General features: G+C 66.8%; 12 protein-coding genes and 1 pseudogene. 4 read left to right on the plus strand and 9 right to left on the minus strand.

Translation table 11 applies throughout. The features are described 5' to 3' along the window. The first annotated feature begins 193 nt into the window (after positions 1-193). Positions 194-673: a lysozyme inhibitor LprI family protein gene (locus Sa4125_RS24315; protein WP_345944340.1), complete on the plus strand. Its 480-nt coding sequence runs from the start codon at positions 194-196 to the stop codon at positions 671-673. A 269-nt stretch (positions 674-942) separates the two neighbouring features. Here the strand turns inward: Sa4125_RS24315 and Sa4125_RS13210 are convergent, their stop codons facing one another. The 4 genes from Sa4125_RS13210 to Sa4125_RS13225 are packed head-to-tail and all read right to left on the minus strand — an operon-like array spanning position 943 to position 5616. Next, positions 943-1536, minus strand: a complete 594-nt coding sequence (locus tag Sa4125_RS13210; protein WP_223998519.1) for an ABC-type transport auxiliary lipoprotein family protein — start codon at positions 1534-1536, stop codon at positions 943-945. A gap of 60 nt (positions 1537-1596) precedes the next feature. Further along, positions 1597-3543, minus strand: a complete 1947-nt coding sequence (locus Sa4125_RS13215) for an MCE family protein (protein WP_223998520.1) — start codon at positions 3541-3543, stop codon at positions 1597-1599. After that, positions 3543-4436 (minus strand): ABC transporter ATP-binding protein, encoded by an 894-nt coding sequence (locus Sa4125_RS13220; RefSeq protein WP_223998521.1) that lies wholly within the window; start codon positions 4434-4436, stop codon positions 3543-3545. The genes Sa4125_RS13215 and Sa4125_RS13220 overlap by 1 nt, the downstream gene beginning before the upstream one ends. Next, positions 4417-5616 (minus strand): ABC transporter permease, encoded by a 1200-nt coding sequence (locus Sa4125_RS13225; RefSeq protein WP_223998522.1) that lies wholly within the window; start codon positions 5614-5616, stop codon positions 4417-4419. Before Sa4125_RS13225 ends, Sa4125_RS13220 begins: the two co-directional genes overlap by 20 nt. A gap of 168 nt (positions 5617-5784) precedes the next feature. Between Sa4125_RS13225 and dgcA the strand changes: the two genes are divergently transcribed. Continuing rightward, positions 5785-6774 (plus strand): N-acetyl-D-Glu racemase DgcA, encoded by a 990-nt coding sequence (gene dgcA / locus Sa4125_RS13230; RefSeq protein WP_223998523.1) that lies wholly within the window; start codon positions 5785-5787, stop codon positions 6772-6774. Positions 6775-6782: 8 nt separating this feature from the next. Here dgcA and Sa4125_RS13235 read toward each other — a convergent pair whose 3' ends face one another. Together Sa4125_RS13235 and Sa4125_RS13240 are read right to left on the minus strand one after the other, a co-directional pair. Continuing rightward, complete coding sequence (locus Sa4125_RS13235; protein WP_223998524.1) at positions 6783-7808, minus strand: glycosyltransferase family 1 protein; 1026 nt, start codon at positions 7806-7808, stop codon at positions 6783-6785. Further along, the gene (locus Sa4125_RS13240) at positions 7808-8632 is read right to left on the minus strand and encodes a UDP-2,3-diacylglucosamine diphosphatase (RefSeq protein WP_223998525.1); all 825 of its coding nucleotides are present in this window, start codon (positions 8630-8632) and stop codon (positions 7808-7810) included. Before Sa4125_RS13240 ends, Sa4125_RS13235 begins: the two co-directional genes overlap by 1 nt. A 208-nt stretch (positions 8633-8840) precedes the next feature. Here Sa4125_RS13240 and Sa4125_RS13245 point away from each other — a divergent pair, with 208 nt between their 5' ends. Then, positions 8841-11144, plus strand: a complete 2304-nt coding sequence (locus tag Sa4125_RS13245) for an NADP-dependent malic enzyme (protein ID WP_223998526.1) — start codon at positions 8841-8843, stop codon at positions 11142-11144. Positions 11145-11654: 510 nt separating this feature from the next. Next, positions 11655-12557, plus strand: a pseudogene (gene mbfA, locus Sa4125_RS13250) (iron exporter MbfA). Positions 12558-12622: 65 nt separating this feature from the next. On the opposite strand, the gene gltX reads toward mbfA, so the two are convergent. The 3 genes from gltX to Sa4125_RS13265 form a co-directional block, all read right to left on the minus strand. Beyond that, the gene (gltX, locus tag Sa4125_RS13255; RefSeq protein ID WP_223998527.1) at positions 12623-14002 is read right to left on the minus strand and encodes a glutamate--tRNA ligase; all 1380 of its coding nucleotides are present in this window, start codon (positions 14000-14002) and stop codon (positions 12623-12625) included. Between the two features lie 72 nt (positions 14003-14074). Beyond that, positions 14075-14371 carry a hypothetical protein gene (locus Sa4125_RS13260; protein WP_223998528.1) on the minus strand — a complete coding sequence of 99 codons (297 nt, stop codon included), beginning with the start codon at positions 14369-14371 and terminating at the stop codon, positions 14075-14077. Beyond that, positions 14372-16033 (minus strand): NAD+ synthase, encoded by a 1662-nt coding sequence (locus Sa4125_RS13265; protein WP_223998529.1) that lies wholly within the window; start codon positions 16031-16033, stop codon positions 14372-14374. It lies immediately after the preceding gene. Positions 16034-16208: the final 175 nt, after the last annotated feature.

Consider the following 16208-nt stretch of genomic DNA (forward strand, 5'->3'; position numbering starts at 1 on the left):
AAAAGGGCGGCCGCTGGTCGCCCCTTTTTTTGTCTCGGCGGTGCGCCCCGTTGCCTGCCGGGGCGGCGCCTGCCAATCTTGGTCGCCCGATGGCGAACGGTGCTGGCCGGCGGGTCTGGTCAACGGCGGACGCGAGGGCGATCCAATCGGCGGCGCCCGTTTGCAGGGCGTAGAACTATGGAGCCCGGGACGCATGAACCGACTGTGGACGATACTGCCGATTGTGACGGTCCTCGGCTTTCCAGCTGTGGCCGCGGACACGACCGCCGCGGACGTTGCGACCATCAGGGCGTGCCTTGCCGACGCCGGCTCGGAACCGCACGGCTGCATCGGAAAGATCTCGGACGCCTGCCAGGAGCTGCCGGCAGGATCGACCACCATGGGCGTGGACGAATGCCTCGGTCAGGAGCAGGCGGCGTGGGATGTTCTGCTGAATGAAAACTATCTCAGCGCCACGGCTGCCGCGAAAGAACAGGACGCGTCCCTCGTCGAGCAATCGATCGAGCCCGGCGCTGCAAAAAGCCTCGTCAAGGCGCAGCGCGCCTGGATCACCTTTCGCGATGCCGAATGCGATCGGCGCTTCGAGCTCTACAAGGACGGCACGATCCGCACGAACATCGCGTCCAGTTGCCTGCTGATGCTGACGGCGACCCGCGCGCTGGACCTGCAGTAGACGGAATTATGCGACCTTCGCAGGGCCTCAAGTCGGGCTCTGGACGGCTTCGCACGCGGCTCCGTGACGCCGTGGCGCCGCGGGACGCAGGCTCCTCGCAGATCGGCTGTGGTCCTGCCTGCGTGCGGACGCTCCGCTGTCACTGCCCGTGGCCGCAATTGTTCAACCGACGGCCGCGACGGTTCACAGTCAGGCAAGAAGAAGGGCGCCGCCGGCAGGGACAATTCCGGTTCCAGGCAGTCGGCCCCGGACTTCCCGGGGTCTCCCGCTCAGACCAGGCCGAGCGTCCACTTGACGATGTCGGACGTCACGCGATCGAAGGCGACGTTCAACGCGGCGATATAGCCGGGATTGCCGGCAACCGTCACCGGCGCGGACGCCGAGAACACGCGGGTGGCGCGCACCGTGCCGTTGCGGTCGTTCAGCGCCTTCACGGCGATCTCGACCACCGCGGAATTTCCGTCTCCCGCATCGATCTCGAACTTCCGGATCTCCATCACGACCTGATAGTCGATCGCGAGGCCCTGCCCCGGCACGCCCACGGCGCCGACGCGGCCGGTATTCTCGAAGGCCTGGACAAACCGCAGCTGGACCATGCGCGGCAGGCGGTCGCTCCACTGGCTGTTGCCGAGGTATTCCACCGTATAGCTCGTCGGCTTCACGACGATCTGGTTGCTGTCGAGGGTCTTGATCGCGGTCGGCTCGGGGATGAGCAGTTGCGCCCGCGTCGAGCCCGGCATCTTCACGACTTTCGGGGGCGCAATCTCGTAGGTGTCGGGCGGCGTCGCGCCGCCGAGCGATGCGCAAGCACCGAGTCCGAGCGCCAGGAGCGCAATCAGGGCCGTGCGGGAAAGGGCGTGCATGGTCAGAAATCCTCTACGCATTACGATGTCTCGCCGCACGCGGCCCGATACTGTCGCGCATCATCGACGCTGACGGCCGTTGAACTGCTTGACCTCGTCGCCGCCATAAATGATCCGGCTCGGATTGGCCTGGAAGTCGGTGACGGCGCCCTCGATCCGGTTGACGGATCGGGTGACATCGCGCACCAGCGTGCGGATTTCCGACAGGCCGTTGCCGGAGAAGGCCTGGATGTTGTCGGCGATCGGCCCGATCCGGGCGTTGATGCTGGCCGCGGTCTGGCGGATGGCGCCCAGCGTCGCACTCGCCTCCGCCGCCAGCCCTTCGGTCGAGTCCGCGTTCAGCAGCCGGTCGAGGGAGGCCAGCACCGTGTCGAGACGGGTCGAGGCGGTATTGACCTTGGCGCTGGTCTGCTGCGCGTTGGTGATGATCTCGTTGATGTCGGCGCTGCGGCCGCCGATGTCGTTGGCGATCTTGGCGATCGAGTCGGCGGCAGCAGCCACGTTGTCGGTCGCCGAGGAGACGTTCGTCATCGCCCGGTTGACGGTGGCCGGGTCAACGCCTTCGAGGATCGCGTCGACGCGCTGGCGGGTGCCGTCGAAGCCGGTCAGCGTCGTGTCGGCGGTGCGGATGGTCCTGTCGACCCCGTCGATCACCGACTGGATCACCGTGGTCTTGGCCCTGATGCCGGCGACGATGTCGGCGACATTGTCGACCGTCTCGGTGATGCGACGCTGGTCGATGCCGGTAATCAGCTGGCTCGCTCTGTCAACTGTCTCGCTCAGCTTCGTGCTGGCGGCGGCGGCATTGTCGCCGATCGGGCCGAGATTGGCGATGAACCGGTCGATCGCCTCCCTGTTGGTGCCGAGGCTGTCGGTCACGCCCTTGATGTTGCGGCTGATGCCGGTGACGTTGGCGACCGTCTCACGGATCGCCTCTCCCTGCTCGCCGACGAGGCTCGCCACGTCAGAGATGTTCTTGGCGGCACCCGAAATGTCGGTGAGCGTTCCCGATACCTGTGCCGGGTCGACCGCCGCGAGGATCTTGTCGGCCGAGCCGAGCGTCGAATCGAGCTTGGTCGCGACGCTCTGAGCAGTGTCGGAGATTGGCCCGAGACTGGTCAGAAGCTTGTCGATGCTCGGCGTATTGCGCTGCAGGGTCTCGCCGAAGGCGCCGACGCTGGCGGTCGCCGACTTCACGGACTCGACGATTCCCCCGATGTTCTCGGACTGCGTCCGCAGCGTCTGCGACATGGCGGCGACATTGTCGACAGTGGTGCGCACCGACTGCGGGTCCACGGCCTCGATCACATTCTGGGCCGATTTGATCGCCGCCGGCAGCGCCTCGGCCACGGTGTTGGCGGTCCCGGCGAGGCGGCTGACGCTCTTCAGGAAATTATCGATCTGGCCGGAATTGGCGGCGAGGCTGTCGGTGAAGACCTTGACGTTCTCCGAGGTGGCCGAGATGTTGGCGGCAGTGGTCTCGACGGCCGGCCCGACATCGGCGACCATGCCTTCGAACTGCGAGAGGATGTTGTCGGCACGCTCGGCGATGTCCTTGGCCGTCGCGAGAATGTCGGTCACATCGGAGGGATCGGCCTTGATCACCGGCACGGCGCCCTGCTCCTGGGCGTAGCTGATGATGTTGCGCTCCTTGACGTCGCCGCCCTTCAGCTCGATGAAGGCCTGGCCCGTGAGGCCCGCAAAGCCGATCGTGGCGCGCGTCGAGGTCGTGATCGGTGTCGTTGAGTCAACCTTCGTGGTGGCGATGACGACGCGCGGATTGTTCGGATCGATCCTCAGACTGCGCACGTCGCCGACCTTCAGGCCGTTGAAGAGCACCTGGCTGCCGACGCTGAGACCGGTGACGGAGCCCTCGATCCGCACCAGAAGCGGGACCTGGCTGTCCTGGCTGGAGACATTGGCCGACCACCACACGAAGCCGAAGCAGAGCACGAGGACGACGACGCTGAATATGCCGACGAGGACATAGTTCGCTCTGGTTTCCATCACTTCGCCTCTTTGGTGCTGGCTGCGGCGGGTGCTGCCCGCGGTGTAATCGTGCGGGCGCGCTTACCGTGGAAATAGGACTTTACCCAGGGGTCGTCGGAGGCGAGCATCGTCTCGATCGTGCCTTCGACGAGCACCTTCTTGTTGCCGAGGACGGCGATCCGGTCGCAGGCCTGGTACAGACTGTCGAGATCGTGGGTCACCATGTAGACGGTAAGCCCGAGCGTATCGCGAAGGGTCATGATCAGTTCGTCGAAATCGGCAGCGCCGATCGGATCGAGACCGGACGTCGGCTCGTCCAGGAAGACGATGTCCGGGTCGAGGGCCAGCGCCCTTGCCAGCGCCGCGCGCTTGATCATGCCGCCGGAGAGCTCGGAAGGGAACTTGTCGGCGGCGTCGGGCGCAAGGCCGACGAGATCGATCTTCAGCCGCGCGAGCTCGTTCATCAATCCCGGCGACAGGTCGAGATACTCGCGCATCGGAACCTGGATGTTCTCCAGCACCGACAGCGAGGAAAACAGCGCGCCATGCTGGAAGAGGACGCCCCAGCGCTGCTCGACCGCGAGCCGCTCGTCGTCGTTCGCCGTTTCGTAGTCGGTGCCGAAAATCTCGATGCTGCCGGCCTGCTTTTGATTGAGCCCCAGGACGGTGCGCAGCAGCACCGACTTGCCCTGCCCCGATCCGCCGACGAAGCCGAGGATCTCGCCGCGGCGCACGTCGAGGTCGAGCTTGTCGAGAACGGTCTTCTCGCCGAAGGACACCGTGACGTCGCGCACCTTGATGATCACATCGTGCTTGTCGGCATCCGCGGCAGCGACGAGCGCCGGCGCGCCCGCTGGCGCGGTGGCGTCGGCCTCACCCGGGGCGATGGCGTCAGAAGCTGATGGATGCATAGAAAATCGCAAAGAAACCGTCGACGAGAATGACGAGGAAGATGGATTTGACGACCGAGGCCGTGACGTGCAGGCCGAGGCTCTCGGCGCTGCCGCCGACTTTCATGCCTTCCGCCGAGGCGACGACGCCGATGATGATCGCCATGAACGGCGCCTTGATCAGGCCGGCTGCGATCGTGCCGAGATCGACGGCTTCGCGCAGGCGCTGGAGGAACGCGGCCGGCGGAATGCCGGAATAGAGCCAGGTGACGGTGATCGCGCCGGCAAGGCCCATGATGTCGGCGATGAAGGCGAGAAGCGGCAGCACCAGCGTCAGCGCGACCAGCCGGGGAAAGACGAGGACGCCGATCGGATTGAGGCCGATGACCTGCAGCGCATCGACTTCCTCGCGCATCTTCATGGAGCCGATCTCGGCCGTGATGGCGCTGCCCGAGCGGCCGGCGATCATGATGGCGGTGAGAAGGACGCCGATCTCGCGCAATTGCAGGATGCCGACGAGATCGACGACGAAGATCTCCGCGCCGAAGTTGCGCAGCTGGAAGGCGCCCTGCTGGGCGATGATGGCGCCGATCAGGAAACTCATCAGCGCGATGATCGGCACGGCGCGCACGCCCATCCGGTCCATCTGCGTGATGATCGCGGGCAAGCGCACCTGCGTCTTGCCCGTCGCGCGCCGTCCGGCGCCAATGATCGATGCGCCGATGATGTTGAGGCCGATGACGATTTCGTCGCGAATGGCGAAGACGCCGGAACCCACGGCGGCGAAGGCTGCCGTCACAATCGAGCCCTGGCGCCGTGCCGGCTCCGGCCGTTCGCGGTCCATCGACGAGCGGACCGCGTCGAACAGAGCATTGTCCTTCGCGCTCACGCCGGACACCTCGACCGCGGCGCCCCGGTCGCCGAGATTGCGCGTCAGCTGCTCGACGAGATAGGCACCGGCAGTATCGATCTTGCCGATCCCGCCGCAATCGAGCGTCACGGCGCGCCCAAGGTCCGCCGCGCCTGTCTCGGCAACGGTCTTTTCGATCGAGCCGATGGTGCGGGCGAGCCAGTCGCCGCTGAGGGCAAGCACGAGCCCGCCCTCTTCCTTGTCGGCGACGAGGACCGGAGCGACCGTCTTTCGCCCGTCTGCCTCGACGCGAAGGGCCGCGTCCGAACTCTCCACCATATCCGCCGTCATGACCTTCCCGCGCTGACTTGCAGCGTCGGCGCTCGCACGCCAAAATTCCATCTCCGATTTGCCGCGCGCCCGATCGGCAACGGGAGGGCGGCATTTGCAGAGTTAACGGTCCTTACACGCTTTGTAACCGCAATCCGCGACGCTTGCCGCGAACGAAAGGGTTTTTTGATGGCGCGTCGTCTTTCTGTAACAGTCGAGAGCTTCGAACTGGCTGCGGCCTTCACCATCGCCCGAGGTTCCAAGCGCGAAGCCGTCGTCGTCATCGCCACCATCGAGGATGGGGCGACCACCGGTCGGGGCGAATGCGTGCCCTATGCGCGCTATGGGGAAAGTATCGACAGCGTTCGCCAGACGATCGAAACCGCCCGCGCCGCGATCGAGAACGGCATCTCGCGCCAGGAGCTGCAGCGCCTGATGCCGGCGGGCGCCGCCCGCAATGCCGTGGATTGCGCCCTTTGGGACCTCGAGGCCAGGCTTTCCGGCCGCAGCGTCGCGTCGCTGATCTGCCCGGCACCCCTTCGCGCGCTGGAAACGGCCTACACCATCTCGCTCGGTTCGCCCGAGGAAATGGCTGCAGCCACGAGAGCCGCCGCCGGACGCAAGCTCCTCAAGATCAAGGTCGGCGCGGCCAGTGGCGATATCGATCGCATCCGCGCCGTGCATGCCGCCGCCGGTGGTGCACGGCTCATTCTCGACGCGAACGAGGGCTGGACCGAGGCAAACCTTGCCGAGAACATGCAGGCCGCCGCTGCCGCCGGCGCCGTCCTCGTCGAGCAGCCCTTGCCGGCGGGGAGCGACGCGATCCTGGCGGATCTCCCGCATGCCGTCCCCGTCTGCGCCGACGAGTCGCTGCACAAGACGACAGACCTCGCCGCCCTGCGCAGCCGCTACGACTTCGTCAACGTCAAGCTCGACAAGACCGGCGGGCTGACCGAGGCCATCGCGCTCGTGACGGAAGCACGCAACCTCGGCTTCGGCGTCATGGTCGGCTGCATGGTCGCGTCGTCGCTGTCGATGGCGCCCGCAGTGCTGCTCGGACAGGGCGCCGACATCATCGATCTCGACGGCCCCCTGCTGATGAAGGTCGACCGGCCCGCGGGCCTCGTCTACGCCGGATCCACCGTCCAGCCGCCGACGGCGGCGCTCTGGGGTGGCTGATCGACGGATCAGACCGCCAGGGCGAGTGCGGGCTCCGTGGCCCGGGACCGGATCGTGCCGAGAAAGATGTCGGCACAGGCCGCCCAGGTGAAGGCCCGGGAGCGCTCGAGGGCGACGGCGCGATCAAGCTTGAGCGCGGCGAGGCAGGCGCTCTGCAGATCATCCGACATGGACCCGGCGGCCGTTCCCGCAATCACGTCGAGGGGGCCCGGCTCGCGATAGGAAGCGACTGGCGCGCCGCAGGCCAGCGCCTCGATCAGGACGATGCCGAACGTGTCGGTCTTGGAGGGAAAGACGAAGACGTCGGCGCTGGAATAGTGCCGTGCCAGCGCCTCACCGGTCTGCGATCCCGTGAAATGCACCGCGGGATAGCGCCGCATCATGTCGGCCAGTCCCGGCCCGCCGCCGACGACCACTTTCGAGCCGGGCAGGTCGAGGTCGAGAAACGCCTCGATGTTCTTCTCCGGCGCGATCCGCGAGACGGTCAGGAAGATCGGCCCGGGCAGGCCGAAATCGATCGGCGCCCTGGGCCTGAAGACGCTCCGGTCGACGCCGCGCGTCCAGGTCACGAGTTTGCCGAAGCCGCGCGCGCCAAGATCGCGGCGCACCGCCTCCGTCGGCACCAGGCAGGCGCTGGCCGGCGCATGGAACCAACGCAGGAAGGCGTAACTCAGGTTTTCGGGAACCGGCAGGCGACGGCTGAGATATTCGGGAAAGCGGGTGTGGAAGCTCGTGGTGAAACTCCGGCCGCCGCGCAGCGCCGCGCGCCGTGCCGCAAGGCCGACGGGGCCTTCGGTCGCGACATGGATAGCCTGCGGATCGAAATCGGCGATGATCCTTGCCAGCCGTCCGGCGCCGGCGAGCGCCAGCCGAATTTCCGGATAGGTCGGCATGGGAAAGGTCCGGAAATCCTCCGGCGAGACGATCAGCACCTCGTGGCCGCGCTGGCGCAGTTCGCCCGCAAGGCTCGACAAGGTCCTCACCACCCCGTTGACTTGCGGCTTCCAGGCGTCCGTCGCGATCAGGATGCGCATCAGGCCGCCTCGACCGCCGCCGTGCCCACGGCGTCCTCGGCGATGCCGGCTTCGGGCGCCCGCGCCTCTTGCGGCAGGGTGGTCCAGTGGATGAGTTCCAGCGAGCCGTCGTGACGCTCGGCAATCGCCGTGCAGCTTTCCACCCAGTCGCCGGTGTTCACGTATTCGATGCCGGCGCGACGGGCGATCTGCGCATGGTGGATGTGGCCGCAGATCACGCCGTCGCAGCCGTGGCGTGCCGCCTCCTCGGCCAGTGCGGTCTCGAAGGTGCCGATGAAGTTGACGGCGTTCTTGACCTTCAGCTTGGCCCAGGACGAGAGCGACCAGTAGGGAAAGCCGAGGACGCGGCGGATCTTGTTGAAGACGACATTGACGGCGATCGCCGTGTCATAGGCCCAGTCGCCGAGATAGGCGATCAGCCGCGCATTGCGGACGACGACGTCGAACTCGTCGCCGTGCATCACGAGAAACCGGCGCCCGTCGGCGGTGACGTGGACGTCGTTCTGCTTGACCTCGATGCCACCGAAATGCTGCCCGGGAAAGCCGCGCAGGAATTCGTCGTGATTGCCGGGGATGTAGACGATCTCGGTGCCCTTGCGCGCCTTGCGCAGCAGCTTCTGCACCACGTCGTTATGGCTTTGCGGCCAGTGCCAGCTGCGCTTCAGGCGCCAGCCGTCGACGATGTCGCCGACGAGGTAGATCTTCTCGGCATCGTGCAGGCGCAGGAATTCGATCAGCAACTCGGCCTGTGCGGCCTTGGAGCCGAGGTGCACATCGGAAATAAAGAGGGTCCGCAAATGCCGAGTCGTCTTCAGCTGCTGCATCGATTTCGTCCCGTTCGCCCCTTGATACCTGCATTGGCTGATTCTCATTGCATGCGTGTGACGTGCCGAAAGTCCCGGCATTTCTTCTGACGCCTTCGGCCCCGCTATCGGGCAGGTCCTGTCAGCAAAATGTCGCCGGCAATTTCCAGTTCGCGGCCTAATCGTTTAAGGACCGATCGCGACGTATGAGCATGAAAGGGGATGTGGGATGTCCGAAGATCATAAGGGGCCGGAACGCCCGTCGACGGGCGACCTCGACGAACAGGCGCTGTTCTACCACCGCTATCCCCGGCCGGGTAAGGTCGCGATCCAGCCGACCAAGCCTCTCGGCAACCAGCGCGACCTCGCGCTGGCCTATTCCCCCGGCGTCGCCGCGCCCTGCCTCGCCATCGCCGCCGATCCCTCGCTCGCCGCCGTCTACACCAGCCGCGCCAACCTCGTCGCCGTCCTGTCCAACGGCACCGCGGTGCTCGGCCTCGGCAATATCGGGCCGCTGGCATCCAAGCCGGTGATGGAGGGCAAGGGCGTCCTGTTCAAGAAGTTCGCCGACATCGACGTCTTCGACATCGAGATCGACGCCACCGACATCGACCATATCGTCGAGGTCGTCGCGGCGCTGGAGCCCACCTTCGGCGGCATCAATCTCGAGGACATCAAGTCGCCCGAGTGCTTCGAGGTCGAGGAACGGCTGCGCAAGCGGATGAAGATCCCGGTCTTCCACGACGACCAGCACGGCACCGCGATCATCGTTGCTGCCGCGGTGCGCAACGCGCTGGAGCTGACCGGCAAGAAGATCGAGACGGTGAAGATCGTCTCCTCGGGCGCCGGCGCGGCGGCGATCGCCTGCCTCAACCTGCTTGTCGCGCTCGGCGCCAAGCTCGAGAACATCACGGCGACCGACATCGACGGCGTCGTCCATGTCGGCCGCGGCAAGCGCACGGACCGCTGGATGGAGGTCTATGCGCGGGAGACGGAGATGCGCACGCTCTCCGAAGCCATCGAGGGCGCCGACATCTTCCTCGGCCTCTCCGCCGGCGGCGTCCTGAAGCCCGAACTCCTGGAAAAGATGGCCGAACGCCCGCTGATCATGGCGCTCGCCAATCCGACGCCAGAGATCATGCCCGATCTCGCCCGCGCCGTGCGCCCGGACGCGATGATCTGCACCGGCCGGTCCGATTTCCCGAACCAGGTCAACAACGTCCTCTGCTTCCCCTACATCTTCCGCGGTGCGCTCGACTGCGGTGCGACCTCGATCAACGAGGAGATGAAGATCGCCGCGGTCGACGCCATCGCGGCGCTGGCGCGCGAGGAAGTCTCGGACGTCGCCGCCAAGGCCTACGGCGCGGACACGCCGGTCTTCGGTCCCGAATACATCATCCCCTCGCCCTTCGACCCCCGGCTGATCCTGAAGATCGCCCCGGCCGTCGCCAAGGCGGCGGAAGCCACGGGCGTCGCCGCGCGCCCGATCGAGGATTTCGGCGCCTATCTCGATCTCCTCAACCGCTTTGTCTTCCGCACCGGGCTGATCATGAAGCCGATCTTCCAGATCGCCAAGAATTCCGGCAAGCGCGTCATTTTCGCCGACGGCGAGGACGAGCGGGTGCTGCGCGCCGCGCAAGTGATGCTGGAAGACAAGGTCGGCGTGCCGATCCTCGTCGGCCGCCCCGCCGTCATCGTCTCGCGGCTCGAGCGCTATGGCCTGAGGGTCCGGCCGGGCAAGGATTTCGAGGTCGTCAATCCCGAGGACGATCCGCGCTACCGCGACTATGTCGACCACTATTTCGGCAAGGTCGGCCGCAAGGGCGTCAATCCGGAGACGGCCCGCACCATCGTGCGCACCAACACCACCGTCATCGCCGGCGTTGCGGTATCGCGCGGCGACGCGGACATCCTGATCTGCGGTCTCGAAGGCAATTTCGTCCGGCACCTCCGCGACATCCGGCAGATCATCGGCGTCGCCCAGGGCACGACGAAAATGGCCGCGATGAGCCTCCTCATCGGCCAGCAGGGCACGAAGTTCTTCCTCGACACCTATGTCCAGCGCGATCCGAGCGCGGAGGACCTCGCCGAGATGGTGCTGCTCGCCGCGACCGAGATCCGCCGTTTCGGCATCGAGCCGAAGGCCGCCTTCGTCTCGCATTCCAATTTCGGGACCGACGAGACACCGCAGACAAAGAAGCTGCGCCAGGCGCTCGAACTCGTCCGCGCACAGGCGCCCGACTTCGAAATCGACGGCGAGATGCACGGCGACAGCGCGCTGAACGAGGCGATCCGCCGCCGCGTCATGCCGACGTCGACGCTGTCGGGCGAGGCGAACCTTCTCGTCTTCCCCAATCTCGACGCGGCCAACATCACGATGAACGTCGTCAAGGCGATGACGGAATCGCTGCATGTCGGCCCGATCCTCCTGGGCGCCGCCTGCCCCGCGCACGTGCTGACGCCGTCGGTCACCTCGCGCGGCGTCGTCAACATCGCCGCCATCGCCGTCGCCGAGGCCGTCCAGCGGAGCTGAGCGGCAATCACGGTCACCAGGCGCCTCGACCTGCGCGTCGGGAGCCCTGGGGGCAGGCCCACGGCCCCGCTGAGCAGCCCCGTCGGCCGGCTCACCATCTGCGACCGGCTGGCAATTTTCGGTGCCCGGCACTCGCCATCCCCTCGGCCGCATGGCGGCGGTCGCGGTCGCTTCGGCTATGCCGTCGGCTGCATCTGTCGCGGGCAGGCTGAAACGGGTCTTCAAATCCTTTGCCGTCGGCGGGAACGGGCCTGCCCGTGCCGTCTGGCGACGCGCGACCCGGCGGAACGTTGTCTCCCGGCCTCACGTCCATCGCGTACGCATCGCAAGGCAAGCCGATGCGGGCCGATTCCTGTCACCACGTGCCTGCGGCATCGAGGTCGATGACGTCCGATCACCGGATTTTCCATGACATTCCGCCTCCAGCACTTTGGAATAATTCCAAACTAAAGTCGGAGGACGGGCACGTATGGTGTGTAGTTTGCGAACGGCCGCAAGCGTTTCTCCGAGTTGACGGAGCAGCAGGTCCTGTCGCTCGCCATCTCCTCCGAGGAGGACGATGCTCGCATCTATGCCGGCTATGCCGAGCGGCTGGCCGACTATCCGGCGTCGGCGGCGGTGTTCGGGCCATGGAGGTGGAGGAAGGCGAGCACCGGCGGGCGCTGATCGCCGAGCACGAGCGGCGCTTCAGCGGCTCGATCCCGCTGATCCGGCGCGAGCACGTGGCGGAGTATTTCTCCCGCAAACCGGTCTGGCTCGTCGCCAATCTCGGGCTCGACCGGATGCGGGAGGAAGCCGAGCGCATGGAGGAGGCCGCCTGCCGTTTCTACGACGCGGCGGCTCTTCGGTGATCTCGCCGAGGCTGAACGCCGGCACAAGGACAAGGCCCACGACCTGACCGAGACGCTGCTCGATCCGGGTTCGCGCGCCGACGAAGACAAGACCGCGCGCCGACAGATGATCCTGACACTCGTCCAGCCCGGCCTTGCCGGCCTGATGGACGGGTCGGTGTCCACCCTTGCCCCGATCTTTGCCACCGCCTTTGCCACGCACGATCCCTGGACGACGTTTCTCGTCGCCATCGCCGCTTCCGTCGGCGCCGGGATCTCCATGGGCTTCACGGAAGCCGCGCATGACGACGGCGTCCTGTCGGGGCGCGGCTCGCCGGTGAAGCGGGGCCTCGCCTCGGGGATCATGACCACGGCAGGCGGCCTCGGCCATGCCCTGCCCTATCTGATCTCCGACTTCTGGACGGCGACGTCGATCGCCTTCGCGGTCGTCTTCGTCGAGCTCTGGGCGATCGTCTGGATCCAGCACCGATTCATGGAGGCGCCCATCGCCCGCGCCACGATCCAGGTCGTGGTCGGCGGCGCTCTCGTGCTCGCCGCCGGCATCCTCATCGGCGGCGGCTGACGCCATTCGCCGGATCGACGCAGTTTGCTACCGGCCGCCCTCCTGCAGGACCGGTCCGAGGCCCGTCAGGCCGCCTGAAGACGAGACTGCACCCGCTCGCGACCGATCAGCGGCAGGAGTTCGGCGAGTTCGGGACCGTGCTCGCGTCCGGTCAGGGCAAGGCGCAGCGGCATGAACAGCTCCTTGCCCTTGCGCCCGGTCACCGCCTTCGCCGCACCCGTCCACTCCTTCCAGGTCTCGCGCGACCAGGGTTCAAGCGGCAGCAGATCCACGGCCACGGCCAGGAAGTCCCGGTCTTCGCCAGTAAATTCCAAAGGCTTCGGCAGCGTTCCGAAAACGATGTCGCGCCAAGCCGCGGCATCGCCGACACGGGCGCAGTTGGCCCGCACCGCCAGCCAGAAGGCCTCCGCGCGATCGTCAGGCACGTCCATTGCGGCAAGGCGATCGGCCACGGCGGCAAAGCCCAGCCCATGCACCAGTTCGGCGTTCAGCCGCTCCACTTCCGCCGGATCGAACTTCGAGGCCGACGCCGAAATATCCGAGAGATCGACCCGTGCGGACAGCGCCTCGAGACTTTCCACCGCCTCGATCGAGCCGGAGAGACCGACGAGAGTGGCAAGCGAGGCGACCGACATCGGCTCGATGCCGTCCGCGCGCAACGATCGCAGAGACAGCGCGCCGGAGCGTTTCGACAGCCCCTCGCCGTCGAGCGTCGTCAGGAGGTTGTGGTGCCCGAAGGCCGGCGCGGCATGCCCCAGCGCCTCGAACAGCGCGACCTGGACGCCCGTATTGGTGACGTGGTCGTCACCGCGGATGATGTGCGTGACGCCCATCTCGGCGTCGTCCACGACCGAGCACGGCGTGTAGAGGTAGCTGCCATCCTCGCGCACGAGGACGGGATCGGAGAGCGAGGCGAGATCGACGGTCTGGGGTCCGCGCACGAGGTCGTCCCAATGCACCTCGGTGCGCTCCGGCGCCTGCGGGTCGCTGGCAAAATTCGGCAGGAGAAAGCGCCAGTGCGGCGTCACTCCGCTTGCCTCCAGCGCCGCGCGATCGGCATCGCCGAGTTTCAGCGCGGCACGACCGTAGACCGGCGGCAGGCCCCGCGCCATCAGCCGCTTGCGCTGGCGGTCGAGTTCCTCGGCCGTCTCGTAGCAGGGATAGAGCAGCCCCTTCGCCTTCAACGACTCCATCGCCGCATCGTAGGAGGCGAGACGCTGCGACTGGCGATGGACGGCATCCGGTAGCGTGCCGATCCAGGCGAGATCTTCCAGGATCGCGTCGGCATATTCGGCGCGCGAGCGCACCGTATCGGTGTCGTCGAAGCGCAGGATGAAGGTGCCGCCCCTGGCCTTCGCGAACAGCCAGTTGAGAAGCGCCGTGCGCAGATTGCCGATGTGGATGTAGCCTGTCGGCGACGGGGCAAAGCGAACAATCGGGCTCATCGGGAGACTTTCATCGGTGCGGGCGAAGCAGGCGAGCGCGGCGGACGGCGCCCACGGGCAGGACGATCACGGTCAAGCGCCCATCCCGACAGACGCGCCCGTCGCCAGCAGCCACACCAGCAAGATCGCGCCCGTGCCGAGAAAGATCGCGGCCTGATAATATTGCCGCGCCGCATAGCGCCGGCTCGGCTCCATCTCGCTGCCATAGGCTTCCGCCGCCGGCGCTTTCAGATAGTCGGCGGCGCCAAAACCCGCCGGCTTGCCGGCCTCCTGGAAGATCCGGCGCATGGCGAGGAGGTACCGGACGGCAAACAGCACGCCGAAGACGACGAGGATGTAGGCGACCGATCCGGCCGTGATCTCCTCCACCTAGCGGCCCTCGCGGAAGCGGTTGGTGATGGGATAGCGGCGGTCGCGGCCGAAATTCTTGCGCGTCACCTTCACCCCCGGTGCCGACTGCCGGCGCTTGTATTCGGCGATGTAGAGCAGCCGCTCGATGTGGAGAACCGTGTCGCGGTCGAACCCTCTGGCGACGAGTTCCTCGACGCCGCCATCCTGTTCGACGAGATGTTCGAGGATGGCGTCGAGCACCGCGTAGGGCGGCAGCGAATCCTCGTCCTTCTGGTCCGGGCGAAGCTCCGCCGAGGGCGGCTTGGTGATAATCCGCTCCGGGATGACCATGCCGCCGGTGCCGCGCGACCCCTCGGGCACGTTGGCGTTGCGCCAGTGCGCGAGGCGGAACACCTCGGTCTTGTAGAGGTCCTTGATCGGGTTGAAGCCGCCGTTCATGTCGCCGTAGAGCGTGGCGTAGCCGACCGACATCTCGCTCTTGTTGCCGGTGGTCGCGACCATCGCGCCGGTCTTGTTGGAGATCGCCATCAGGATGACGCCGCGCGTTCGGCTCTGGATGTTCTCCTCGGTGACGTCGGGCTTCAACCCTGCGAACACGCCGGCGAGCGCTGCCGTAAAGCCCTCGACCGGCTTCTCGATCTCGATCACATCGTAGCGCACGCCGAGCGCTGTGGCGCAGGCCTCAGCGTCTTCGAGGCTGGTCGCCGCGGTATAGCGGTAGGGCATCATCACGCAATGCACGCGGTCGCGCCCGAGCGCGTCCACCGCCATCGCCGCGACGACGGCCGAATCGATGCCGCCGGAGAGGCCGAGGACGACGCCCTTGAAGCCGTTCTTCTCGACATAGTCCTTGAAGCCGAGGACGCAGGCCCGCCAGACCGCCTCCTCCGTCTCCGGGATCCGCGCTTCCGGGCCGCCCTCGCAGACCCAGCCGTCCGCGCCGCGCTGCCAGTTCGTGACGGCGACCACCGCGTCGAATTCCGGCAGCTGGAAGGCCAGCGAACGGTCGGCATGGAAGGCGAAGGAAGCGCCGTCGAACAGAAGCTCGTCCTGGCCGCCGATCATGTTGGCATAGACCACCGGCAGGTCGGTCTCGATCACCTGGCGCAGGGCCACCTGATGCCGGACGTCGAGCTTCTCCTTGTAGAAGGGCGAGCCGTTCGGCACGAGCAGGATCTCCGCGCCCGATTCGGCCAGCGTCTCGCAGACGCCGAGATCGCCCCAGATGTCCTCGCAGACCGGGATGCCGAGGCGCAGGCCGCGAAAGTTCACCGGCCCCGGCATCTCGCCGGCCTGGAAAACGCGCTTCTCGTCGAACTCGCCGTAGTTCGGCAGGTCGACCTTGGAGCGCCAAGCGATGATCCGGCCGCCGTCGGCAATGGCCACGGCATTGAACAGGCCGGCCTCGCTGCGCAGCGGACAGCCGATGATCACGCCCGGTCCGCCGTCCGCCGTGTCGGCGGCAAGTTCGTCGACGGCCTCCATGCAGGCGGCGACGAAGGCCGGCTTCAGCACCAGATCCTCCGGCGGGTAGCCCGAGATGAAGAGCTCGGTGAACAGCACCAATTCCGCGCCCTTGCGCGCCGCTTCCTCCCGGCCCTTGCGTGCCAGCGCCAGATTGCCGGCGATGTCGCCGAGCACAGGATTGAGCTGCGCGATTGCCAGTTTCAGTGAATCCACGCCTGCAGCTCCTCGCCAGATGGCCTGTTTCTCGAGCCGGAACGCGCGTCGCACGATCCCGTCACCGCCTCATAGCAACCCCGTCCCCTCGGCGCGAGGCCATGCTATCGATCGGAGCCCCAGAAGTGCCCCGCACCGCCAGACCGGAGACCGGCCCGTGACCCACCGCCCTGCT

The organism is Aureimonas sp. SA4125, assembly GCF_019973775.1.
Lineage (GTDB): Bacteria > Pseudomonadota > Alphaproteobacteria > Rhizobiales > Rhizobiaceae > Plantimonas.